Source organism: Haloprofundus salinisoli, assembly GCF_020097815.1.
In the GTDB taxonomy this organism is placed as follows: Archaea; Halobacteriota; Halobacteria; order Halobacteriales; family Haloferacaceae; genus Haloprofundus; species Haloprofundus salinisoli.
In genome coordinates this window covers 242,640-264,117 of sequence record NZ_CP083663.1, presented here as the reverse complement: position 1 = coordinate 264,117, position 21,478 = coordinate 242,640, and the positions used below count along the sequence as shown (strand labels likewise).

General features: G+C 67.6%; 23 protein-coding genes. 9 read left to right on the top strand and 14 right to left on the bottom strand.

Going from position 1 to position 21,478, the window contains the following annotated elements; translation table 11 throughout:
* Positions 1-75: 75 nt before the first annotated feature.
* The 3 genes from LAQ73_RS01430 to LAQ73_RS01420 all read left to right on the top strand — a co-directional run bounded on the left by LAQ73_RS01430 (position 76) and on the right by LAQ73_RS01420 (position 2,342).
* Positions 76-1,086, top strand: coding sequence for an ABC transporter ATP-binding protein (locus tag LAQ73_RS01430; protein WP_224269484.1), 1,011 nt, complete (start codon positions 76-78; stop codon positions 1,084-1,086).
* Complete coding sequence (locus LAQ73_RS01425) at positions 1,083-1,853, top strand: ABC transporter permease (protein WP_224269483.1); 771 nt, start codon at positions 1,083-1,085, stop codon at positions 1,851-1,853. The genes LAQ73_RS01430 and LAQ73_RS01425 overlap by 4 nt, the downstream gene beginning before the upstream one ends.
* Before the next feature lie 84 nt (positions 1,854-1,937).
* Positions 1,938-2,342: a hypothetical protein gene (locus LAQ73_RS01420; protein ID WP_224269482.1), complete on the top strand. Its 405-nt coding sequence runs from the start codon at positions 1,938-1,940 to the stop codon at positions 2,340-2,342.
* Positions 2,343-2,576: 234 nt separating this feature from the next.
* Here the strand turns inward: LAQ73_RS01420 and LAQ73_RS01415 are convergent, their stop codons facing one another.
* The 4 genes from LAQ73_RS01415 to LAQ73_RS01400 form a co-directional block, all read right to left on the bottom strand.
* The gene (locus tag LAQ73_RS01415) at positions 2,577-3,611 is read right to left on the bottom strand and encodes a S1C family serine protease (RefSeq protein ID WP_224269481.1); all 1,035 of its coding nucleotides are present in this window, start codon (positions 3,609-3,611) and stop codon (positions 2,577-2,579) included.
* Positions 3,612-3,755: 144 nt separating this feature from the next.
* Positions 3,756-5,240 carry a cysteine--tRNA ligase gene (cysS, locus tag LAQ73_RS01410; RefSeq protein ID WP_224269480.1) on the bottom strand — a complete coding sequence of 495 codons (1,485 nt, stop codon included), beginning with the start codon at positions 5,238-5,240 and terminating at the stop codon, positions 3,756-3,758.
* Positions 5,241-5,404: 164 nt separating this feature from the next.
* Entirely contained in the window at positions 5,405-5,722 is a 318-nt protein-coding gene (gvpO, locus tag LAQ73_RS01405; protein ID WP_224269479.1) for a gas vesicle protein GvpO, read from the bottom strand.
* A gap of 229 nt (positions 5,723-5,951) precedes the next feature.
* Entirely contained in the window at positions 5,952-6,467 is a 516-nt protein-coding gene (locus tag LAQ73_RS01400; RefSeq protein WP_224269478.1) for a DUF7523 family protein, read from the bottom strand.
* Between the two features lie 139 nt (positions 6,468-6,606).
* On the opposite strand from LAQ73_RS01400, the gene LAQ73_RS01395 reads away from it, so the two are divergent.
* The 3 genes from LAQ73_RS01395 (at position 6,607) to LAQ73_RS01385 (ending at position 8,986) form a co-directional block, all read left to right on the top strand.
* Positions 6,607-6,846, top strand: a complete 240-nt coding sequence (locus tag LAQ73_RS01395) for a hypothetical protein (RefSeq protein ID WP_224269477.1) — start codon at positions 6,607-6,609, stop codon at positions 6,844-6,846.
* A 140-nt stretch (positions 6,847-6,986) separates the two neighbouring features.
* Entirely contained in the window at positions 6,987-7,862 is an 876-nt protein-coding gene (locus LAQ73_RS01390; RefSeq protein WP_224269476.1) for a CbiX/SirB N-terminal domain-containing protein, read from the top strand.
* A complete protein-coding gene (locus LAQ73_RS01385) occupies positions 7,862-8,986 on the top strand; it encodes a DR2241 family protein (RefSeq protein ID WP_224269475.1) in 1,125 nt (374 codons plus the stop codon). Before LAQ73_RS01390 ends, LAQ73_RS01385 begins: the two co-directional genes overlap by 1 nt.
* A 118-nt stretch (positions 8,987-9,104) precedes the next feature.
* On the opposite strand, the gene LAQ73_RS01380 is transcribed toward LAQ73_RS01385, so the two are convergent.
* The 4 genes from LAQ73_RS01380 to LAQ73_RS01365 all read right to left on the bottom strand — a co-directional run bounded on the left by LAQ73_RS01380 (position 9,105) and on the right by LAQ73_RS01365 (position 12,394).
* Positions 9,105-9,683 (bottom strand): DUF7524 family protein, encoded by a 579-nt coding sequence (locus LAQ73_RS01380; RefSeq protein ID WP_224269474.1) that lies wholly within the window; start codon positions 9,681-9,683, stop codon positions 9,105-9,107.
* An 83-nt stretch (positions 9,684-9,766) separates the two neighbouring features.
* The gene (locus tag LAQ73_RS01375; RefSeq protein ID WP_224269473.1) at positions 9,767-9,952 is read right to left on the bottom strand and encodes a methytransferase partner Trm112; all 186 of its coding nucleotides are present in this window, start codon (positions 9,950-9,952) and stop codon (positions 9,767-9,769) included.
* Between the two features lie 83 nt (positions 9,953-10,035).
* Positions 10,036-10,875, bottom strand: a complete 840-nt coding sequence (locus LAQ73_RS01370) for a phosphatase PAP2 family protein (RefSeq protein ID WP_224269472.1) — start codon at positions 10,873-10,875, stop codon at positions 10,036-10,038.
* Positions 10,876-11,059: 184 nt separating this feature from the next.
* The gene (locus LAQ73_RS01365) at positions 11,060-12,394 is read right to left on the bottom strand and encodes an adenylosuccinate synthase (RefSeq protein WP_224269471.1); all 1,335 of its coding nucleotides are present in this window, start codon (positions 12,392-12,394) and stop codon (positions 11,060-11,062) included.
* A gap of 237 nt (positions 12,395-12,631) precedes the next feature.
* Between LAQ73_RS01365 and LAQ73_RS01360 the strand changes: the two genes are divergently transcribed.
* On the top strand, positions 12,632-12,937 hold the full coding sequence (locus LAQ73_RS01360) for a hypothetical protein (protein WP_117591543.1): 306 nt from the start codon (positions 12,632-12,634) through the stop codon (positions 12,935-12,937).
* Between the two features lie 7 nt (positions 12,938-12,944).
* On the opposite strand, the gene LAQ73_RS01355 is transcribed toward LAQ73_RS01360, so the two are convergent.
* The gene (locus LAQ73_RS01355) at positions 12,945-15,155 is read right to left on the bottom strand and encodes a DUF7527 domain-containing protein (RefSeq protein ID WP_224269470.1); all 2,211 of its coding nucleotides are present in this window, start codon (positions 15,153-15,155) and stop codon (positions 12,945-12,947) included.
* A 160-nt stretch (positions 15,156-15,315) separates the two neighbouring features.
* Between LAQ73_RS01355 and LAQ73_RS01350 the strand changes: the two genes are divergently transcribed.
* A complete protein-coding gene (locus LAQ73_RS01350) occupies positions 15,316-16,233 on the top strand; it encodes a class I SAM-dependent methyltransferase (RefSeq protein WP_224269469.1) in 918 nt (305 codons plus the stop codon).
* Positions 16,234-16,251: 18 nt separating this feature from the next.
* Here LAQ73_RS01350 and LAQ73_RS01345 read toward each other — a convergent pair whose 3' ends face one another.
* The 3 genes from LAQ73_RS01345 to LAQ73_RS01335 all read right to left on the bottom strand — a co-directional run bounded on the left by LAQ73_RS01345 (position 16,252) and on the right by LAQ73_RS01335 (position 18,074).
* The gene (locus LAQ73_RS01345; protein ID WP_224269468.1) at positions 16,252-17,070 is read right to left on the bottom strand and encodes a CDP-alcohol phosphatidyltransferase family protein; all 819 of its coding nucleotides are present in this window, start codon (positions 17,068-17,070) and stop codon (positions 16,252-16,254) included.
* Positions 17,071-17,139: 69 nt separating this feature from the next.
* The gene (locus LAQ73_RS01340; RefSeq protein WP_224269467.1) at positions 17,140-17,484 is read right to left on the bottom strand and encodes a hypothetical protein; all 345 of its coding nucleotides are present in this window, start codon (positions 17,482-17,484) and stop codon (positions 17,140-17,142) included.
* A gap of 137 nt (positions 17,485-17,621) precedes the next feature.
* Entirely contained in the window at positions 17,622-18,074 is a 453-nt protein-coding gene (locus LAQ73_RS01335; protein ID WP_224269466.1) for a DUF488 family protein, N3 subclade, read from the bottom strand.
* A gap of 107 nt (positions 18,075-18,181) precedes the next feature.
* On the opposite strand from LAQ73_RS01335, the gene LAQ73_RS01330 reads away from it, so the two are divergent.
* On the top strand, positions 18,182-18,781 hold the full coding sequence (locus LAQ73_RS01330; RefSeq protein ID WP_224269465.1) for a DUF998 domain-containing protein: 600 nt from the start codon (positions 18,182-18,184) through the stop codon (positions 18,779-18,781).
* 13 nt (positions 18,782-18,794) lie between these two features.
* Here the strand turns inward: LAQ73_RS01330 and LAQ73_RS01325 are convergent, their stop codons facing one another.
* Complete coding sequence (locus tag LAQ73_RS01325; protein ID WP_224269464.1) at positions 18,795-20,423, bottom strand: potassium channel family protein; 1,629 nt, start codon at positions 20,421-20,423, stop codon at positions 18,795-18,797.
* A 143-nt stretch (positions 20,424-20,566) separates the two neighbouring features.
* Positions 20,567-21,424 carry a cytochrome c oxidase subunit 3 gene (locus tag LAQ73_RS01320; protein ID WP_224269463.1) on the bottom strand — a complete coding sequence of 286 codons (858 nt, stop codon included), beginning with the start codon at positions 21,422-21,424 and terminating at the stop codon, positions 20,567-20,569.
* Between the last annotated feature and the right edge of the window lie 54 nt (positions 21,425-21,478).

Sequence of the window (21,478 nt, the reverse complement as noted above, 5' to 3'; positions counted from 1 at the left end):
AAACTCTGTTCGACAGTCGAACCAGCGGCGTGACCGAAGGGGAATCCTTACGGCCGGAACGCGCCGAGTTCGAGTATGGACGAGGTACTGGTCGCCGACGACGTGCGAAAACAGTACGGTGAGACCGTCGCGCTCGCCGGCGTCTCGCTGTCTGTCGGCGCTGGAGAGGTGTTCGGGCTCATCGGCCCGAACGGCGCGGGAAAGACGACGCTCGTCCGCGCGCTCACCGGGACGACCCGCGCGGACGGGACGGTTCACGTCTTCGGCGGCGACCCCGCCGGCGCGGACAAACAGCGCGTGAGCCTGCTCCCGCAGTCCTTTTCGCCGCCGGCGCGACTCACCGCCCGCGAACTCGTCGCCTACTACGGCGGACTGTACGACGACTCGCGGGACCCTGACGCCGTGCTGGCGGACGTCGGCCTGACCGACGCCGCCGACACGTGGTACGAGAACCTCTCGGGCGGACAGCAGCGCCGCGTCTGCGTCGGCGTCTCGCTCGTCAACGACCCCGACCTGCTCTTTCTGGACGAGCCAACGACCGGCATCGACCCCGCGGGTCGCCGGTCGCTCTGGGCGCTTCTGGACGACCTCGCGGCGGGGGGGACGACCGTCTTTCTGACGAGTCACTCGATGGCAGAGGTCGAACGGCTCTCCGACCGCGTCGGCCTGCTCGCCGACGGAACGCTCGTCGCCGTCGGCTCGCCCGACTCGCTCGTCGACGAGTACGGCGGCGAGAACCGACTCGTCGTCCGACCCGAGACGTCGCCGTCCGTGGCGGCAGAGGCGCTCTCGAAGGCGAACTCGAAGTTCGACCTCGCCGCCGACGGCGACGAACTCGTCTTCCGGGACGTCGACCCCGCGGCCATCGGCCCGGCCGTCGACGCGCTCGAATCCGCCGGCGTCCGCTACGACGCGCTGACGTGGAAACAGCCGAACCTCGAAGACGTGTACCTGCGGCTCACCGGCGACGAGTTCGGCGCGCTCGACCGACCGACCGTCACGGGGGACTCCGCCGACACCGGAGAGACCGAAGACGCCGAGACCGTCGACGCCGGCGCTCCCGCCGGCTCGGGGGGCGACCGATGACGGCGACCGGACGGGTCCGCGCGGAGTTCGGCGCGGCGTGGAACTCCTTTCTCCGCCGGCGGACGGCGGTGTTCTTCACGTTCTTCTTCCCGATTATCCTCGTGCTCATCTTCGGCGCGCTGGTGCAGACCCAACCGACCGGCGGCGGCCTGTTCGCTGAACCGCAGGCGTACTACGTGCCGGGCTATCTGGCGACCGTCGTGCTGTTCACGCCGCTGTCGCGCGTCGGCAGCGAAATCGCCCGCCACCGCGAGGGGAGCCGCTTCGAGAAGTTGGCGACGACGCCGCTTTCGCGCACCGAGTGGCTGTTCGCGCAGACGCTCGTCAACGTCGTCATCATCGGCCTCGCGGCGCTGCTCATCCTCGCGCTGATGGTCGTCGTGACCGGCGCGGAGATTCCGCTCTCAGCTGATCTCCTGCTCCTGATTCCGTTCGTCGTCCTCGGCGTCGTCGTGTTCTGCGGCCTCGGTGCCGTACTCGGCAGCGTCGCCGACTCGCAGGACGGCGTCATCGCCGCGAGTAACACCATCGCACTTCCGCTGTTGTTCCTCTCGGAGACGTTCGTCACGCCCGAGTTGCTGCCGGACTGGTTCGGGCCGATAGTGAATCTCTCGCCGTTGACGTACTTCTCGCGCGGCGTGCGGGCGCTGACGTACGAGAGTGCCGGGTTGAGTGACTCCGTCGTCGCCGTCAACCTCGCTATCGTCGCCGCACTCGCCGTCGCCTTCTTCGCTGCCGGGGCGTACGCCATCCCGCGGACGGAGTAGCGGCGTTCGGGCGGGTAATCTCGCCTTGTATCACACCGACTACGCAGCCGGAACGTACTTGTTCCGTTCACCGAGCAGACATCCATGAACGGTTCTACTCACCGGCTCAAAAACCTCCATTGGTCCTCTACAGTAGCTCTCGTTCTCGCTGCTGTGCTTCTCGCGTATTCGCTCTACGTGGCTCTCACTGCGTATCCGTTCACACCCGAACCAAGGTACGAAGGTGGGATGGGATTACGCCTACTCCTCATCTTTCCGCCGGCTCTCGTAGCAGGACTCGTCGTCGCCGTGACCATCCGCCGCGAGTTTCTTCCTTCGACACTCAGATGGCGACTGCTCTACCCGCTCGGTGCGATTGTCGGACTCGTTCCAGTCGTCGCGTATCTCGGTATCTCGCCGAACTGGAGCGGTTCCGTCGGAAACTGGATTCAGATGGCGGGGCTCCTCGGTGGTTTCGTAGCGTTCGTCGGGGAAGTCGCCAGCTGGTGAGCTACACCCCGACTTGACTGACTCCGAGAATCGCGCCGCACGAGGAACACTCCCAGACCGTTCCGTCGGCGAACCGTAGGTCAGTGTCGCTTTCGACGAGCTCTCGCTGGTCGGTCTCGCAGTGGGGACAGTGGCCCATGACCCTCGGATTCGACGTCGAACTGTAGTCTTTTCGACCGTCGTAGACCGCCGTAGACCGCCGTAGACCGTCGTAAACCGCCGTATGTCGCCCGCTCAGTCGATGGGGATGCGCTCGCCGCGGCCGTTGCGCCGCCGCGGGCGTCTATCGCTCGGCGTCGGCCGCTCGCCGAGAATCACCTCTAACGTCTCCTCCTCGCCGTCGCGTAGGACATCGATTTCGACCGGTTCGCTCGGGCGCGTCTCCGTGATGAGGTAGTGCATCAACTGCTCGTGCGAGTTGACCGTGCGGCCGTTGATGCCGACGATGACGTCGCCGCCGACCGGTACGTCCCGTCCGCGGACGGTCCGCGAGTAACGCGACCCGCGGAGCGCGTCGCCCCCGGTTGGCCCCGCGGCCACGTCGACGACGAGGACGCCGCGCGGTTCGTCGAGTCGGTTCGCCCGCGCGACCGTGGGCGTCACGTCGAGCGTCCGCGCTCTGAGGTAGGAGTGGCGGTACTCGCCGTCCGCCACGAGTCCCGGCACGACGCGCGAGACGATGGCCGGCGAGACGGCGAAGCCGATGTTGTCGCCCTGCTTCGCGCGGTTGACGCCGACGACCTCGTAGGAGAGCGCCGACGAGTCGCCGTTCTCGCGGCCGTTCAGCGCGACGAGCGGTCCGCCGCTGTTTCCGGGGTTGATGGGCGCGTCGGTCTGGACGACGTCCGGGATGGCGAAGCCGCCGGAGGTGGGCATCGACCGACTCGACCCGGAGACGATGCCGACGCTGATAGAGCCGTCGAGCCCCATCGGGTTGCCGAGCGCCGCGACGGGGCGACCGGGCTTCGGATTCTCGGTGGCGACAGAGAGCGGTACCGCGCTCTCCGGCAGGCCGCCGACGCGGACGACGGCGAGGTCGGTGTAGGCGTCGACGCCGACCACCTCGCCCTCTCGCCACTGACCGCCGCTGAACCGGAGTTCGACGCCGTCGCCGCCGCGGACGACGTGTTCGTTCGTCACGACGTGGGTTCGGTCGTAGACGAATCCGGACCCCGCGCCGCCCATCGGGCCGCGTTCGGCGGCGTAGATGGAGACGACGGAGGGGATGACCTCCTCGTACAACCGTTCGTAATCGATATCTGACTTCATGGAGTGGTGCGCCGACGTCGACCAGCGACGCCCGCGCTTACCGAAGGTTAGGCGTTCCAGCGGATATGAACACGTCGGATGTTACCACGACGCAAGGAAGAAGAGGCTGTCGGTTCGCAAGACGGCGAATCGGGTCGCGGCGACTCAGTACCGGAACGTCGGCCCGTCGTCGCCGTCCTGCACCTCGACGCCGATGGCCTTCAGTCGGTCGCGGAGGTCGTCGGCGCGCTCGTAGTTGCCCGCCTCGCGCTCGGACTCCCGGAGGTCGAGAACGAGTTCGATTAGGTCGTCGGCGAGGCTCACGTCGCCGCCCGCTTCGTCGCCGAAGGTGAGGCCGAACACGTCGCCGCCGAGCTCTTCGAACGTTTCGACGGCCTCGCGGAGACCCCGGTAATCGTACTCGTCGTAGTTCTCGACGTGGCGATTGACGCCCGCTGCGAGTTCCAAGAGGGCGGCCATCGCCTCGCGGACGTTGAAGTCATCGTTCATTGCCCGTGCGAACTCCTCGCGCGTCTCGGCAACCGTCGTTCGCAGACTGTCGTCATCGACTTTCGTCCGCGCGTCGGTCGAGTCGAGGCGGTCGCTGGCTGTCTCGTAGGCGCGTTCGAGGCGTTCCCACCGTTCGCCGGCTTCGGCCATCGCGTCCTCGCTGAACGTCTGCTTCGAGCCGTAGCCCGTCGAGAGGTAGAACGTCCGGACGACGTCGACGCCGAACTCGTCGAGCGCTCCGGAGACGGTGAAGAAGTTGCCGAGGCTCGAACTCATCTTCTCGCCCTTGGTCTCCAGCAAGCCCGTGTGGAGCCAGTAGCGGACGAACTTCTCCCCTGTCGCGGCCTCGCTCTGGGCGATCTCGTTCTCGTGGTGCGGGAACACGAGGTCGTGGCCGCCGACGTGGATGTCCAAGGTCTCGCCGAGGTGCGTCATCGACATCGCCGAGCACTCGATGTGCCAGCCGGGTCGCCCTTCGCCCCACGGCGAGTCCCACGTCTCGCCGTGGTCGGTCGACTCGTCGACGGGCCGGTCGTCCTTGCGGTGTTCGGCGATGGCGGCGTCGCTGACGCCGTCGGCCTTCCAGAGCGCGAAGTCGGCGGAGTGGCGCTTCTCGCTTCGCTCCTCGGCCTCGCCCTGCGCCTCCATCTCCTCGATATCCTGGTTCGAGAGCTTCCCGTAGTCGGGGAACTCGGTCACGTCGAAGTACACCGAGCCGTTGGACTCGTAGGCGTAGCCCCTCTCGACGAGCGTCCCGATGAGGTCGACGATTTCGGGGACGTGCTCCGATACTCGGGGATAGACCTCCGCGCGCAGGAGGTTCAGCCCGCGCATGTCCTCGATGACCGAGGCCATGAACTGCTCGGCGACTTCCTCCTCCGTGTCGCCGAGGCCTTCCTCGCCGGCACGGGCGGCTATCTTCTCGTTCACGTCGGTGAAGTTCTCGACGTGACGGACGCCGTAGCCCTCGTGGGCCAGCCAGCGGTGCATCACGTCCGAGTGGGTCCACACCCGGGCGTGGCCGAGGTGGGCGTCGTCCGAAACCGTCAGCCCGCAGACGTACAGCAGCACGTCGTCGGGATCGCCCGGCTCGAACTCCTCGCGTTCGCCCGTCAGGGTGTTGGTCACGGACAGCGTCATGGTGCGGGGATTGTCCGGGATGGGATTTAGGCCTTTCAGAACTGTGCGAGGGGGTGGCGGGGGTGTCGTTCGGCTCCTTCTCCGCGTCACCGACAGTGACCCCTCTCAGCGGAGTACCAGACACACATCGTCTGTGGGGACGACTGCGCCCGGCGAAGCTCGGTTCAGTGGGTGAACGAAATTCGGTCTCCACGCCGATACCGCCGTAGTCGCTCGAACGACATCGCGTTCCCTCGGTCGTCGAAGTCGATTCTGTACACGCCCAAGATGTCTTGGGTATCCGGAATCGACCTCCGTTCGACCACGTCGACGAGCGTGCGCCACTGTCTCGCTTCGTCGTCGTATTCGACCGCGTGAACGCTGTCGAGCGGACGTTCGATGAGATCTTCGGTCTGACTGGCCGCTCGCTGCCGAATATCGTTGAGGTCGACCTGTCCGCCCTGTTCCGTCGTGTTGTCCGTCTCTGCTTTCGTCGTGCTCATGCTCTCACATCGCGCGCCAGCTAGAATCGCACTGTATCTCAATAACCTTTGGGTCGGTTGACAGTTCTGCGCACATTGAAGACCGAGAACTCGCCGTCCGGTTCCCTCGCTGCGCTCCCTATGAGGAGTACTGCTAACGGACCCGACAACCCCGAGAGAGCACGTCCGCGACGAACCGCCGCGTGTTTCGACGGGTACGCGCGAGCTAATCGACTGGGAGAACCGCCGCTTACTCGCCGCCCGCGATCGAAACCGCCTCCAGCGCCGCCTCGACGATCCGAACCGCGTTCACTCCGTCCCGACGCTCGACCACCACGAGCAACGATTCGCCCACTGTCGCCGCCGCGTCGACCGGAATTTCGGCCGTCTGCAACCGACCGAGCACCGTCGTCAGCGCGTCAGCGTCGACCTCGCCGGTCGCCAGAATCGCCGTCTGCGACCCGGCGTCGGCGACGACCGACTGCCCGCCGAGCCTCGCCAGCGCGTCCTCGTCCGTCGTCTCCGCGTCCGCCGCGTCGACGACGCCGACGCCGCTTTTCATCGTCACCCGAGCGTTTCGCTCTCCGAGTTCTAGCGGCGGCAACTCCTCGGCGTAGCGTCGGAGCGCGGTGGCAATCGCTTCTGTGTCGCCGTCGAGGTCCAGCGACGACGCGGCGGCGGCGTAGTTGACGACGCCCGCCCGGAGCGCGGTCAGTAGAAACGGTCGCTCGCGGGCGGCCTCGCGCGTCTCTGCGGCCAGTGACATGACCGCGACTCACAGGGAGTTACCAAAAATCCTGAGGGTCGCTGTCGCGCCGTCGACTGAAGCGAATTTCAGTAACATCGGCTACAGAAACATCATTCAGATTACCCTTATGCCGGTAGGAGGCCACTCTCTACCTGTGATGAGAACACAACCGGAACCGCTCCCGACGACAGCCGAATCGGTGGTGCAGACGTTCGTCTTCCTCCTCGTCGCGTTCGCCGCGATGGTCGTCGCTTCCTACCCGATGGCGACGCTCCTCCTGCTGGCGGGCGTCGGCGTGGCGACGCTGGCGACGATTGGCGTGCTCGCCGCGCGCCGGTCGCTGGGTCGGCGCAGCCACATCTGCATCCCCCGAACCGGCGTCTGCATCGACGCCTGAACCGCGCTGGAAACAACTCCGACTCCCCGCTGACGACGGTCCTCCGAACCCCGGAGAAATAGCGAGTAAACCCCCGAACGGAATCAGCTTCGGCCACCGAACCCGAAGTCCCTAAGAGCGTCGCGCCCTCAGCGTCGGACATGCAAGCGCTGGTCATCGTGGCCCACGGGTCCCACCTGAACCCGGATTCGAGCGCCCCGACCTACGACCACGCGGACACCATCCGCGACGTCGGCGCGTTCGACGAGGTGAAGACCGGGTTCTGGAAGGAGGAACCGTCGCTCAGAGAGGTCCTTCGCACCGTCGAGTCCGACGAGGTGTTCGTCGTTCCGATGTTCATCAGCGAGGGGTACTTCACCGAGCAGGTCATTCCTCGTGAACTCCGTCTCGACGGCTGGGACGTCTCCGAGTGGGACTCCGACGGCCTGAGCGCCAGTCACGCGACGCTCGCCGCGACGGACACGGACCAGCGGGTCCGCTACTGCGGCCCCGTCGGCACCCACGAGTCGATGACCGACGTGCTCGTCCGCCGCGCGGAGTCGGTGACCGGCGACCCGACTGTCGGGAAGGGGTTCGGTCTCGCCGTCGTCGGCCACGGCACCGAGCGCAACGAAAACAGCGCGAAAGCCATCGAGTACCACGCCGACCGCATCCGCGAGATGGACCGTTTCGACGAGGTGCAGGCGCTGTACATGGACGAAGCGCCGGAGGTCGACGACGTGACCGACCACTTCGAGAGCGAGGACGTGGTCGTCGTCCCGCTGTTCATCGCCGACGGCTTCCACACCCAGGAGGACATCCCCGAAGACGTGGGACTGACCGACGACTACCGCGAGGGTTACCCGGTCCCCGCCGACGTCGACGGCCACCGCATCTGGTACGCCGGCGCGGTCGGCACCGAGGCGCTGATGGCCGACGTGGTGCTCGAACGCGCCTCCGAGGCGGGCGCGGACGTGGGCGACGCCGTCGAAATAGTGCGGGAGCGAACGCGGGGGACGCCCGCGGCGGGTGACTGATGCACGCCGGGCAGCTCGACGCGCTCGTCGAGGCCGCAGGTGTCGACGGAGGCGTCGAGTTCGACGGGCTGCACGCGACCGGTCAGGACGACGGCTACGAGTTCCGCACCCCGCACACCGAGCGCACCGGCCTCTCCGAAGCCGAGTTCCGCGAGGTGGCCGAGTCGAACCCGTGGTACGTCTCGAACTGGTTCTACTGGACTCGCGAGGCCGGCCTCGGTAACCGAGAGGAGGTGGAGACCGACTCCGCTCACCGCGACGGGGGCAGCGCCCGCCGCGCGTTCCTCCGATGGGCCGAGCGCGCCGACGACCACGGCGTCCCCGAGCGTTACGAGGCGCTCGCCGACGGCATCAGCCGCGAGTGGGGCCAACTCTGCGTCACCGCGACCGTCGCCGACCACGGCGAGCGCCGCTACCACCTCCGTCACGTCGCCGACGCCGTCGCTGACCTCTCGTCGCTCGACGTGTACGCAGACCCGCTGGAGGCCCGAAGCATCGTCACCTACGACGAGAAGGGCCGCTACCGCCCGCTGAAGACCGCGCCGACGCTCCGCGACGGGTGGGCGTTCACCGACCTCGATGGCCGGGCGCTCGTCGAGACGGTCGACGTCGTCTACCCGGCGACGATTCCGAACTGGTACCGCGAGCGAGAGGGTCGCCTCGACGTGACCCACTGGGACGAGACGGCAGAGCGCCAGACGGGCATCTACGACGTCGTCGACGAGCTCGACGAGGAGGCCGTCGAGTGGATCGCGGAGTCCTGCTGCGTCGACTCGCAGTGTCTCAAGCGCCGGATGTGGGACGCCGACGAGGAGACCCCGCTGGACGCCCAGCGGGGTGACGGCGTCTTCCCCTGCCGCGAACCGTGCTCGCTCGTCGTCGCCGCCGCCCGCAAGTGGACGACGCTCGAACGCGAGGAGTCGAAAACGTACGAGTTCGAACTCACTCCGAGCGAGAAAGCGCAGGTCGAAGAGATTATCGACGCCGTCGCCGACGGCCGAACCGACGAGATCCGGGAGGCCGACGTGAACGAGGGTGCGAACCGCTACCGAGCGCGGTTCCTGCGGGCGAAGCGCTTCGACGAGCACGGCAATCTGTCGGGGACGTCGACGAAGGGTGAGTAACTCGGCGGCTTTTGGTCCAGATTTTTGAGGGAGGGAGCGTAGCGACCGACTGAAGAAAAGGTGGGAGTGTGACCTGTCGGGGACGCCGACGGAGACTGACGGCGAGTGAAAAACGGATTCAGCGGAGGTGACTCGCCGCGAAACTGAGCGACACGCCGAGAGCGACGCCGACGGCGACGAAGACGGCCGGACTGTCGAGAACCATCCCGACGCCGAGCGCGATGGTCAGTGCGACGACGCCGACGCCGACCAACGGGACGACGCCCACGTCGCCGACGCTGTCGCGGACGTCGTCGAGCGGTCCGGGCTTCGAGGCCTGCTCTGCGCCCGACGGGCGACTGAGTCGCTCGTCGACGGCGACTTCCGGCTCGTCCTGCGGCGGTTCGACCGTCACGCTGACCGTCGTCTTCTCCGCACCGTAGCCCGCCGAGATCTCGACGGTGTCGGTCACGCTTCGGTCGAGCGACTCGTCGACGGCGATGCGAATCGGGAGGTTCGATCCGCGTTCGACGTAGTGGTTACCGCTGTCGAGGCGGGCGACGCGCGAGAGCGCCTCGCCGAGGCGCAGGTGGACGTGGACCGACTCGCCGCGGTTGGCGAGGTCGACGACGAACGACCCCGCGGTCGTGAACTCGCTGGGCGCGTCCACGGCGTGGAGTCGCTCGCCGTTCACTTCGACGGGGAGCGTCTGTGGCATGTCTGCTCACTCAGTACGTGACGGGAAAAAGATACAGGGCGTTACAGGTCGGTCCCAGACAATTTTAACCCGGAACGGGGGCGCTACTCGTCGCGCATGTCCGGCGGCAGGAGGTTCGGAATGCCGTCCTCGATGGGGTACACCTCGCCCGTCTCCGACCCGATAAGGCGGCCTTCGACGATTTCGTCGCCGTCTCTCTCGTCGACTTCCAGTTCGAGGTCGCTCTTGTCGAGCGGATCGCAGAGAACGTCCATGAGGGATTCCTTCATCGTCCGAACGGTGGGAAGCGCCGAATAAAAAGCGTGCGGGTTACCCGACGTTCCCGGACAATGCGTTCACCAGGGCCACGCGCTCACCGAGACGCGACGCCCGCCTGCCCGCCGAGCTCCGACACGACCACCGGGAACGCGACGATGAACCCGACCAGCAGCACGCTGAGCGCGAACACCAGCGGGAAGAGCGCCCCGACCGCCTCGGTGGCGACGCGGATGCCGACGACCGCCGGGAGGCCGACCAGCGCGAGCGTCGCCGCCTCCAATCGGGACGCCGGACGCGCGGCCGGTTCGAGAACGTACCACGCCAGCGCGCCGCCGACGCTCGCGCCGAAGACCGTCACGGCGTTGACCGTCGGTCCGGCGAGCGCGTACCCGACCGCGCCGAGGCCGGCCGCGAGGGCGAACGCCCGCAAGGGCTCTCGGCGAGTGACTCGGAGCGCGACCCAGAGAAACGCCGCCGCCAGCGCCGCGCCCGCGAGCACGTCGCCGACGTAGTGGACGCCGATGACGACCCGCGACAGCGAGACGACGACCACGAGCACGGTGGCGGCCGCGTAGCGAACCGCGCGGCGACCGACGTCGACGAGCGCCGCCAGTCCACCGTACAACACCGTTGCGATGACGGCGTGCCCGCTCGGGAAACCGTAGCCGGTTTCGACGACGAGCGCCGTCTCCACCGGCGGTCGCGGGAGCGCGAACGCACCCTTCAGTCCGACGACGAGGGCGGCCCCGCCGAACACGAGCGCCGTCAGCGTCGCCGCCCGCTCGCGGTCGGTGAGCCAGTACAGCAGACAGAGTAACGCGAGCGAGAAGGCGACGCCGCCGAGCTCCGTCAGCGGGACGAACCACTCGGCGAGTTCCGGGGGAATCGCCCCTCGAAGCGCCTCGGAGAGCGGGACGAGACGGAACGCGTTCATCGGTTCCTCCCGAGCGGTCCGGACTCTCCGGGCCGTCCGGGTGACGCGGCCCGGTTGCTCGCTGTCGGTGAGACGAACATAGCGGCCGCACTCGTGGAACCGGCAAGAGCGTGTCGGTCCGGCGAACTGTCGGGTGGTTCTACGGAAAAATGACGGCGACGTTCGATTCGACGCTCTCGGCCGTCTACTGCGACTCGAACGGGTTCGCCAGTTCGACCGACTGCTCGCGGTCCGGTCCGACGCCGACGGCGTAGACGGGCGCGTCGACCTGTTCGCTCAGGTAGTCGAGGTAGTCGCGGGCGGTCTCGGGGACGGCCTCGTAGCCCTCCTCGGCGACTTCGGTCCAGTCGACTTCCGGCCAGGGCTCGAACTCCTTCAACACGGGTTCACAGCGAGCCCACTCGTCGGTGGTCGACGGAATCGTCCGAATCTCCTCGCCGTCGAGTTCGTAGGCGTGGCCGACCTTCAGTTCGTCCAGGCCGGCGAGCACGTCGACGTGGTTGACGGCGATGCCGGTGAAGCCGCTCGTGCGCGAGGCGTGGCGGAGCATCGGGATGTCGAGCCAGCCGATACGGCGCGGACGACCGGTGACGGTGCCGAACTCGCCGCCCTTCTCACGGATGAAGTCGGCGAGCTCCTCTTCGTGTTCGTCGCCGTCGAGTTCAGTCGGCAGCGGCCCTTCGCCGACGCGCGAGAGGTACGCTTTGACGATGCCGACGACTTCGCCGCGGCCGATGACGGTCGGACCGACGCCCGAGCCGGTGGCCGCGCCGCCCGCGGTCGGGTTCGAGGAGGTGACGTACGGGTAGTTGCCGTGGTCGATGTCGATGAGCGTGCCCTGCGCACCCTCGAACATCACGTTGTTGCCCTCGTCGCGGCGGCGGTAGAGGAAGTCGCCGCAGTCGACGAGCATCCCCTCCTCGGCGAGACGACGGCCGTACTCGGTGTACTGCTTGTGGAGCGCTTCGACGTCGAGTTCGTCGCCGGCCTCCAGCCCGTAGACGTCCTCGACGATGGCGCGCTTCTGCGGGACGACGTACTCCAGTCGGGCGCGCAGGATCTCGGGGTCGAGCAGGTCGCCGACGCGGATGCCGCGTCGGCCCGCCTTGTCCTCGTACGTCGGACCGATGCCGCGGCCGGTGGTGCCGACCTTCACGCCCGAGTCGGCCTTCGCCTCCTCTTCGATGCCGTCGAGTCGGCGGTGGTACGGGAGGATGACGTGCGCTCGCTTGGCGACGCGGACGTCGGGGTCGAGGCCGCGTTCGCGCAGCGTGTCGATCTCGTCGAACAGCGTCTGGGGGTTGACGACGCAGCCGTTACCGAGCACGCCGATTTTGCCGCGCACCGCGCCGCTTGGGACCAACGAGAGTTTGTACTCGGTGCCATCCTCGACGACGGTGTGTCCGGCGTTGTCGCCGCCCTGATAGCGGACGACAACGTCGGCATCGCCGCCCCAGAGGTCGACGAGTGCGCCTTTGCCTTCGTCGCCCAACTGTGAGCCGACGATTGTGACAGTCATAGTCGCCGATTCTGCGGCGCTCGCTAAACCGGTTACGGTCCGTCGCCGAAAAATGAACATAGGTGCGCACAGTCAACCGCTGACTCACCGGTGGCTGAACACGAATGTGTATTTATTGACGCCTCGTAGCGAATCCAAACGGTTAACAACAGACGTGTTGTACATTGACAACCCTCACCGTTCTCGTTGGCTCGGACAGCAACTTTTAAAGGGGACAAAGACAAGTTAACAAATGGCATGATAGACAGACTCGAAAAAGAGGTGGACATGCTCGAACGGCACCTCCAAGTCCTGAAGATGGTCATCGAGAACGAACCCATCGGCATCGTGAAGATGTCGAACGAGACCGGCTACCCCCACCACAAGGTCCGCTACTCGCTGCGCGTCCTCGAAGAGGAGAACCTCATCGAGCCGTCGAGCCAGGGTGCGATTACGACCGAGCGGACCGCCGAGTTCGTCGACGAACTCGACGGCAAACTCGACGAGATCGTCGACAAACTCGACACGATGAAGATCGAAGACGCGGTCGAAGTCGAAGGATAACCTTTCCTCAGAGTTCCGGGACGTTCAGATGGAAATCGCCGTTACGGGTCTCGACGAGACAGAGGTGGAATCCCCGCTTTCGGGTCAGTCGGACCAGACTCTTTCGCTTGCCACGACTGAGTAGTCCACCGCCCGTCGCGTCGGTCGCCGTCTCTAACGCTTCCGGTTCGAAGTAGCTCGTCGTCACGAGGAACGACGCGCCCAGCGAGTCGCTCGTCTCGGCGACCTGCCCGGCGTTCTGGATGAGCGAGGACATCATCGCCTCCGACGCCGCCGCCCGCGAATCGTTGACGTCGGCGACCAGAAGCGGATTCCCCATCCGGTCGCGCAGCACCACGTCGAACGTCCGCTGTTCGCGGTGTTCCTCGCCGTCCTCGACGAACTGCACCGAGACGTCGCCGCCGAGTTCGGCGCGGTCTATCTTCGGAATCGCGTCGAACAGCTCCTGCATCGCGGCCACGTTGCCCGTGTCGCGGATCTCGTACAGCAGGTCGTCGACGACCCACTTCACGAAGCCGTACTCGACGGTTCCTTCGAGGAACGTCTCGTACGGTTCGCCCTCGACGTGGAGGCCGTCGGTCTCGAAGCGCGTGTGGTGTTCGAGACGGAGGTTCTCGACGACGTCGCTCCGGTCGGCCTGGCCCCCGTGGGCTTTCTCCAGCGTCCCGCCGCTCTTGGTGCCGTAGCGGACGAACAGGTTCGTTCCGTCGAGTGCCTCGCTTCGGCCCATGGTCCGCTCGGGCGCGGACCCCTCGTCGCCGCTCCCGGCTTCGGCGGCCGCGAGCTTCGCTTCGAGTTCGTCGACTTCGGCTTCCAGTCGCTCGACCGACTCCGCGAGACGGTCGGCCCGTTCGCGCTGTTCGTCGCGTTCGGCCTCGACCGTCGAGAGCCGTTCGAGGGTCTGCTGGCGCTCGGTCTCGGCGGTCTTCTTTGCCGCGACGGCGCGTTCGAGACGCTGTTCGAGTTCGCCGCTCGCGGCGGTCGACTGTTGCTTCTGTGCGGCGGCCTGTCGGGACTGGCCGCCCTGTCGACCCCGCGCGGCGGCGCTCTCGTCACGAGTGCGGTCGGTCCGCGCGGCCTGTCGGCGGCGCTGTATCCGTCGTCGCTGTCGTTCGTCGTCGCCCGACGGCTCGTTCACCTCGGTCTCTTCGGGGTCCAGCGCCGGTATCGACTTCGCGTTACGCCACTCGGCCTCCTCGGAGAACACGTCGGGGTCCACGGCACCGCTGGCGGCCTTCGCGCTCGCGTCTGCGGACGTGGCTCCGGACTCGTCCGAGGGCTCGCGCGACTCGGGGGGCGTCTGGGCGGCCGTATCGGCCCGCTGGGGGTCGTCGACGGTGGCGGCGGTCTCGCCGTCCTCCTCCTCGTCGATTTCGGGCGCCTCCGCCGAAACGTGTTCGGCGTCTGCGGTCGCCGGTTCGTCGCTCGCCTGCTCGCTCGCGGCGTGGGCGGCCTCGGCTTCCGGCGGTGTCGGGTCCGTCGCCGCCTCGGCGGCGGCGACCTCTTCCGTCTCGGCGATGGGATCCGAGAGCGGGTCGGACGACTCCGAAGCGGCCGTCGTTTCCTCCGCCGTCTCGTCCGTCGCCGCCTCGGAGTCGGCGGCCCCGACAGCGCCGAACGTCACGTCCTCCTGGTCGTCGTCTTCCGCGTCGAAGCTCTCGGCCGTCTGCTCCGGTTCGGGTTCCGGAATCTCGACGATGTCGACGTCGACGGCTTTCACCTCGAAGATGCCCACCTCGTCGTCGGCGCGCTCGAACGCCTCCTCGCCCGTCAGGAGCGTCCGGTTGTTGCCGACGAACGCGGCGCTCATCGACTTGCCGCCGTGGTAGACGACGTAGTAGTCGCCCGAGAGCACGTTCTCGGAGAGTTCGATGTATCCCGTGAACTTCCCCGACTTCAGCGTGGCGTCGGCCTCCGAGATCGACGTCTCGTTCGTGTAGTAGCTCGCCCGCGTCTCGCCGCCCTGCTCTCGCATGGTGAAGAGCAGCGGCAGCGAGGGGTCCGGTGCGGTGTAGGCGGTTCCCTCGGCGCTCTCGAAGGACTCGATGGTCCCCTCGAAGACGCCGACGACGCGGCCGTTGACGAAGAACGCCCACGCCATGTCGGCGCTGACGGCCCCGGTGAATCCCGCGGCCGCGAGGTCGGAGAGACCGGCGAACCCGCCGCCGAACGGTCGCTCCTCCCACCCGGTGACTATCTCGATTACGTCGCTGTCCATTTGATGCTACTTCACCGCACCCGAAGCAAATACTTTCCGGACGCGCAGACAGCTGTCAGTCGCCCGTCAGCCGCCCGTCGGCCTTCGACTGCCGCCGCGTCTGGGGTCGAACCGTCTCCGCCGTCAGTAGCTCTTTGCCTCCCGCCGCCGACCTACGGCCGTGTCACGTCCCCAGTCGTACTCGTTTCAGCGCTATCTCGCGGCGAAAGAGCGCATCGACGACCGGGCGCTCCACCGCCCGACGCTCGACGCGGTGGCCGCGGGCCTCGCCGACGTCGCTGCCGCCCGCGGCGAGGTTCGCGTGCTCGACGTCGGCGGCGGTCTCGGGTCGATGCTCCGCCGGCTGCTCGACTGGAATCGCCTCCCCGACCGGGTCTCCTACACGCTCGTCGACAGAGACGAAGCGAGTCTCGAACGCGGGTACGACCGGTGCGTCGAGTGGGCGGCAGAGTCGGGGTACGCCGTCGAGGAGAACGACGGAGACGAGACGACTGCCGACCTCGTCCTCGAAACGCAGACCGAGCGCATCGCCGTCTCGTTCGTCGCCGCCGACGCCTTCGACTTTCTCGCCGAAGTCGAGGAACCCTGGGACCTCGTCGTCGCCGCCGCGTTTCTCGATATCGTCGACCTCGATTCGGCGCTCCCCGCCCTCTTATCGGCGCTCGCCGACGACGGTCGCTGGTACTTCCCGGTCACCTTCGACGGCGAGACGGGCTTTTCGCCGACCGCCGACCCCGCACTCCAAGCCCGAATCGTCGCCGCCTACCACGCGACGATGGACGCGCAGGAGCGTCCCGGCGGGAGTCGGACGGGCAGAGAACTGCTCGCGGCCGCCCCCGAGTTCGGCGGCGAGGTGCTCGCGGCGGGCGGCTCCGACTGGGTGGTCACCCCGCCGTACGCGGGCGACGAGGCGTACTTTCTGCACCACCTGCTCTCCTTCTTCGAGCAGTCTGTCGGCGAAGCGGGCGACGTCGACGGCTTCGACGCGTGGGTCGACGAGCGACACGCAGCGGTCGAACGCGAAGCGCTCTCGTTTGTCGCCCATCACCTCGACGTCTACGGCCGGCTGCGAGAGTAAGTCGGTTTCGCCGCGCGCTCAGTCGACGACGTGTTCGGTCGGACTCTTCGTGTCGCCGCCGACGCGACCGGAGACGTAGAGCCAGTCGCGGCCGAACCCGAGCAGCAGCGCCCCGCCGAACACCGTCGCTCCGGCGGTTCTCACCGACGGGTCGGGAACCGGCGACAGAGCGGCGGCGAGAAACGCCATCTGGAGTCCTGCGAGCGGGCGGCGACTGACGCGCGGCGGCAGGTCGTACACGGGGACACCGCGGCGGCGACGCAGGTAGCGGGCGAGGCCGAACGCGTAGCGCGCGAGACCGATCGAGAGATACCAGAGGGGCAGCAGACCCGCGACGACTCCGACCGAACAGGCGACCAGCACTCCGAGCGCGTCGTATTCGAGGTCCAGCGACGTGCCGAAGCCGGTCACGCGGTCGTTTCCACGCGCGAGCGCGCCGTCGGCGGCGTCGAGCGCCGCGGCGGTGCCGTAGAGCGCGGTCGGAACCCACAGGAGCGCGGCAGTGTCGGTCCAGTCCACGACGACGAACGCGGCGACCCACGCGAGCAACACCCCCCGACCGAGCGTGACGAAATTTCCGGTCCCGAGGCGGGCGAGCAGCGTCTCACCCGCCCGCCGGTTTCGGTCGAGCTGCCCGGTGGCCCACCCGAGTTCGACGGCGAGAACCGCGGCTGCGACGAAGAGCCACGCTCCGACCGTCGCCGCCGCGAGACGGGACGCCAACAGCGCGCCGCCGGCGAGACACGTCGCGAGCGCGGCGACGACCGCGAACGCCGCGAGACGGCGGCGGAGGCTGGCGAGTGCGCTCTCGTGACGGGCGCGAGTACTCCCGGACACACGTTCTTATAGGGTGCTTGAACTATAATTTCTATGGCCAGAGCGCCGTTCGAGACGCCAGGGACCGCTTCAGCTCAGCGCCCGAACCGCGACGGCAGCCGCTAACGGGAGTACGAACGCCGCGACGACGCCCAGCGCCCAGATATCTCCGAGTTCCACCGCGGCCGAGGGCAACCCCTCGACGAGTATCCACGCCGCGAAGGCGAACAGGACGACCAAGCCGAAGGTGAGGCCGTTGACGACGGCGCGCGAGACCGAGGTGGCGACGAGACCGACGAGCGCGCCGCCGACGAGCAGACCCGCCCAGTGAACCATCGTCGCCGCGACGCCGACGACGGTCGCGAGAATCAGTGCGAGTTCGGCGTAGCGACCGGTTCGTATCGGCGCGAGCGCCGAGTCGGTGCGGGTGCTCACGTCGAACCCTCCGCGACGAAGCCGAAGTCGGGGACGGGGTCGCCCCCGGGCGTGTCGAGTGTCATCCGTCCGTACGTTCTGTCGGGGCACATATCAAATTGGCCGTGGTGATTCGGCGACTCGGGGCCGTGCGCCGGTCACGCGCGCTCGGCGAGCGCGTCTCGGAGGACTGTCCGGTGACAGCGCTTCTTCTCGGTGTTCTCGAAGCAGACCAGCGCCACCTCGTCGCCCGCGCGGAGGTCCGCCGTCAGCGACTCCAGCGCCGGCTGTGGTTCCTCAGTTTCGAGGTACTCCCGATAGCGCCCCTCGAAGTCGATGTTCTCCCACGCGGCGTTGTGCGCGCCCTCATCGCAGAGACCGGCCATCTTCAGGTCGTCTCGCTCCCGCGCGAACTCGTCGAGGAGCGCCTCCGGCGGCCCGAGCGTCGGGCGGTTCTCGTCGACGGCGGCGTGGAACCACCGCGTCGGGCGGCGAACGACGCCGACCAGTCGCGCCTCTTCTGGAAGTTCGACCAAGCCGTGCTGGAGCGCGGCGACGTAGGTCTCGTGCAGTTCCCCTGACCCCGTGGCGGTCGTCTCCTCTGTCCCCATACCAACAACTCCTCGCTCGCGGAACAGAACTGTTTCGGCGGTTCGACGACTGGACCGAACAAGTCAAATACGCAACCACTATGGTCGCTTCGTCTCGATACCCGACGATGCAACGCGTCGAACTCGCGCGCCGGACCGGTCGAGTCGCTCCCGTCGTCACGCTCGGGTCGATTCTGACGGCGGCGGCGGTCGCCGCGTGGTTCTCGTGGCCGCGCGACGCGCTCTCGGAACTCGGCGTCGACCCGGCGACGGCGCTTCTGTTCAACGGCGGCTTGATTCTCGGCGCGCTGTTGGCACTCCCGTACGCGGTTCCGCTGTGGGCCGCGGCGACGACGCACGCCGCCCGTCTCGTCGCCGCCCTCTTCGCGCTCACCGCTGTCGCGATGGGTCTCGTCGGCGTCTTCCCGATGGAGACGCCGCCGCACTTTCCGGTCGCGGTGGCGTTCTACCTGCTTCTGACGGCGACGCTCGGCGCGGACGGCGTCGTCCGCCGACGCGCGAGGACCGGTCGACTCTCGCTGGCGCTCGCCGTCGCCCACCTGCTCTCGTGGGCAGCGTGGGCCGCCGGGCGGTTTCCGGGGCCGGGCCTCGCGCTGCCCGAGACTGTCGGTGCGGTGATGCTCGCCGCGTGGGTGCTGGCGCTGAGTCCGGTCGCCACGGAGTCGGTCGGGTCGCATCGGCGGGGGACGCGCGCCGAGCGTCGCTGACAGTCCCCCTCGACTAGCCGAGCAGTTCGCTGAACCGGTTGACATCCTCGTCGAGGCCCGCGATGACGAGTCCGTCGCCCTCGCGGACGTGGAACTGCGCGCCGAGATCCGTCAGCAACTCGCCGTCTCGTTCGACGGCGACGACGGTACAGTTCGTCCGCGCTCGAACGTCCGCCTCCGCCAGCGTCTGCCCGGCCAGCCGCGGCGCGCGCGTCCGGACCACGTCTATCTGCGTGTCCGGCGCGATGACTTCCTCGTCGAGGAGATTCGAGGCGAGCATCCGTCCGCTCACCGTCGAGAGCGAGAGGACGTACTCGGCACCGGCGCGGTAGAGCTTGCCGACGCTCCCCGTCTCGTTCGCCCGGGCGATAACCTCTACGTCCGGGGCGATCTGCTTCACCGCGAGCGTCGCGAAGATGGTCGTCGTGTCGCTGTTCAGCGCGAGCACGATGCTCCTCGCCTCGTGAACGTTAGCCGCTTCGAGCGTTTCGCGGTCGGTGATGTCGCCGACCACGTCGACGCCGGGTTTCTCCTCCTTGTCGACGACGACGTACGGCACGTCGGCTTTCGCCAGCGCGGACGACACCGTCGCGCCGACCGCGCCGCGTCCGACGACGAGTACCTGGCCGCGTCGGTGTCGGCGCGACTCCGACAGCGTGAGCTCCTTCAGCGCCGACAGCTGACGTTCGATACCGGCGACGAGCAACACGGTGTGTTCGTCGATGACGGCGTCCGGCGACGGCGGACTGACGAACTCGCCGCGGAACCACGCGCCGATGACGTTGACGCCGGTCCGGACGCCGATTTCGCTCTCGGCGACCGTCTGGCCGACCAGCTCCGAGTCGCGCTGGACGATGAGTTCCGCCACCCCGAACTCCTCGCCGACGACGATGGCGTCGGCCATCTCCGTCGTGACGGCCGTCGTCACTTTCCCGGCGAGGCTCTCGCCGAGGACGTGCCGCGGCGAGAGGACGGCGTCTGCGCCCGCGTAGCGGTGGTAGTCGGCTACCTCGTCGTTCTCGACGACGCTCACCACGCGCACGTCGTCTCGGAGCTCCTTCGCCGAGAGGACGATGCTCGCGTTCGTCTCGTCGTCGGCGTCGGCGACGAGCGCCAGCGCGTCGTCTACGGAGGCCGCCTCGAGCGTGTCGAGTTCCTCGGGGTCGCCGTGGACGATCGTGTGCCCCTCTTCGTACAGTTGCTCGGCTCGCTCTCTGTCGCCGACGACGACGACGGACGGAACGCCTCGCGACTCGAGTTCGTCGATGAGCGTCTCGCCGCGCGGCGTGAACTCGCAGATGACGACGTGGCCCGATAGGTCGACTTCGGTCGGCGGGGCCGTCGCCAGCGCCTCTTCGACCAACGGTACGACGAACAGCGGCAGCGTCGTGAACAGGAGGCCGACGCCCGTCGCCTGCATCGCCATCACCAGCAACAACACGGGAGTCGACGACCACATGGTGGCGTCCTCGCCGTAGCCGGTCGTGGTGAACGTCTCGACGACGATGGCCAGCGCCCGGACGTACCCCATCTGTACGCCCTCGTACGTCGCCATCGCGTACTGGTAGGCGAACGCGTACGCGAACATCACGGCTATCGCGGCGACGGTGAAAATCACCACCCGACGTCTCGAATCAGGCATCTACCCGTCGTTTGCGCGACGGGCGCTTAAAAACGAAGGCACTCGGAACGGCGAAGGCCGACGGAGGCGTACCGTGACCGTCACGTGACGCCGTCGCTCGGGAGCGAGACGGGCGAAAAACGCGGGTCGGCGTTCGTCAGTGATTACGCGCCGCCGACGACGGCACCGGCGTACAGCACGACGACGAGGAAGATCCAGACGATGTCGACGAAGTGCCAGTACATCGAGGCGGTGCTGACCGAGACGTGGCGGTCGGCGGAGTACTGCCCGGCGAGCGCCCGGACGAACACGATGCCGAGAAGCACCGCGCCGAGGCTCACGTGCAGGCCGTGGAGGCCGGTGAGACCGAAGAACGCGCTGGCGAAGATACCGCTCGTGAGCGTGAAGCCCTCGTTCTGGATGAACTCGTAGTACTCCAGCACCTGTCCGCCGATGAACACCACGCCGAGGATGAGCGTCACGACGAGGCCGAGGATGAACTGACGGCGGTTCTCGCGGCGGATGGCGACGTGCGCCCAGTGGAGCGTGAAACTCGACGCGACGAGCAGCGCCGTGTTCGCCAGCACGAGTGAACTGAGCAGGTGTGGGAGCTCCTGGGGCGGCCACGTCCCCGCGCGGATGAAGAAGTAGTACGTGAACACCGCGCCGAACGTCGCCAGTTCGGAGCCGAGGAACGCGACCATCCCCCACTTCAGCGCGAGCGACCCGTTCGCGCTCGTGTCGCGCGACCAGAAGTGGCTCACGAAGGCGTGGTACACCCAACCGTAGATGCCGACGAGGAACAGGCCGACGCTGCCGACGAAGACGGCCGGACCGGCGATCGCCGGCAGCAGGTCGGGGTTGCCCGACGCGATGATGTACAGCGCCGCGCCGACGTACAGCCCTGCGCCCCCGATAGCGGTGACGAACGGCCACCACGACGCCTCGCCGAACCCTCGCGGCCAGTCCTCGACGGCCGGGAGGTGGTGCCCGTGGTCCTCGTGTGATTCTTGCGTACTCATGCCCGTGAGTTGCTGTCGGTCCACTAAAAAACCTCCCTACTTGCGCCGCACGCG

Coding starts and splice junctions, on each gene's coding strand:
- LAQ73_RS01430 (WP_224269484.1), top strand. CDS start 76: ATGGACGAGGTACTGGTCGCCGACGACGTGCGAAAACAGTACGGTGAG.
- LAQ73_RS01425 (WP_224269483.1), top strand. CDS start 1,083: ATGACGGCGACCGGACGGGTCCGCGCGGAGTTCGGCGCGGCGTGGAAC.
- LAQ73_RS01420 (WP_224269482.1), top strand. CDS start 1,938: ATGAACGGTTCTACTCACCGGCTCAAAAACCTCCATTGGTCCTCTACA.
- LAQ73_RS01415 (WP_224269481.1), bottom strand. CDS start 3,611: ATGAAGTCAGATATCGATTACGAACGGTTGTACGAGGAGGTCATCCCC.
- cysS (WP_224269480.1), bottom strand. CDS start 5,240: ATGACGCTGTCCGTGACCAACACCCTGACGGGCGAACGCGAGGAGTTC.
- gvpO (WP_224269479.1), bottom strand. CDS start 5,722: ATGAGCACGACGAAAGCAGAGACGGACAACACGACGGAACAGGGCGGA.
- LAQ73_RS01400 (WP_224269478.1), bottom strand. CDS start 6,467: ATGTCACTGGCCGCAGAGACGCGCGAGGCCGCCCGCGAGCGACCGTTT.
- LAQ73_RS01395 (WP_224269477.1), top strand. CDS start 6,607: ATGAGAACACAACCGGAACCGCTCCCGACGACAGCCGAATCGGTGGTG.
- LAQ73_RS01390 (WP_224269476.1), top strand. CDS start 6,987: ATGCAAGCGCTGGTCATCGTGGCCCACGGGTCCCACCTGAACCCGGAT.
- LAQ73_RS01385 (WP_224269475.1), top strand. CDS start 7,862: ATGCACGCCGGGCAGCTCGACGCGCTCGTCGAGGCCGCAGGTGTCGAC.
- LAQ73_RS01380 (WP_224269474.1), bottom strand. CDS start 9,683: ATGCCACAGACGCTCCCCGTCGAAGTGAACGGCGAGCGACTCCACGCC.
- LAQ73_RS01375 (WP_224269473.1), bottom strand. CDS start 9,952: ATGAAGGAATCCCTCATGGACGTTCTCTGCGATCCGCTCGACAAGAGC.
- LAQ73_RS01370 (WP_224269472.1), bottom strand. CDS start 10,875: ATGAACGCGTTCCGTCTCGTCCCGCTCTCCGAGGCGCTTCGAGGGGCG.
- LAQ73_RS01365 (WP_224269471.1), bottom strand. CDS start 12,394: ATGACTGTCACAATCGTCGGCTCACAGTTGGGCGACGAAGGCAAAGGC.
- LAQ73_RS01360 (WP_117591543.1), top strand. CDS start 12,632: ATGATAGACAGACTCGAAAAAGAGGTGGACATGCTCGAACGGCACCTC.
- LAQ73_RS01355 (WP_224269470.1), bottom strand. CDS start 15,155: ATGGACAGCGACGTAATCGAGATAGTCACCGGGTGGGAGGAGCGACCG.
- LAQ73_RS01335 (WP_224269466.1), bottom strand. CDS start 18,074: ATGGGGACAGAGGAGACGACCGCCACGGGGTCAGGGGAACTGCACGAG.
- LAQ73_RS01330 (WP_224269465.1), top strand. CDS start 18,182: ATGCAACGCGTCGAACTCGCGCGCCGGACCGGTCGAGTCGCTCCCGTC.
- LAQ73_RS01325 (WP_224269464.1), bottom strand. CDS start 20,423: ATGCCTGATTCGAGACGTCGGGTGGTGATTTTCACCGTCGCCGCGATA.
- LAQ73_RS01320 (WP_224269463.1), bottom strand. CDS start 21,424: ATGAGTACGCAAGAATCACACGAGGACCACGGGCACCACCTCCCGGCC.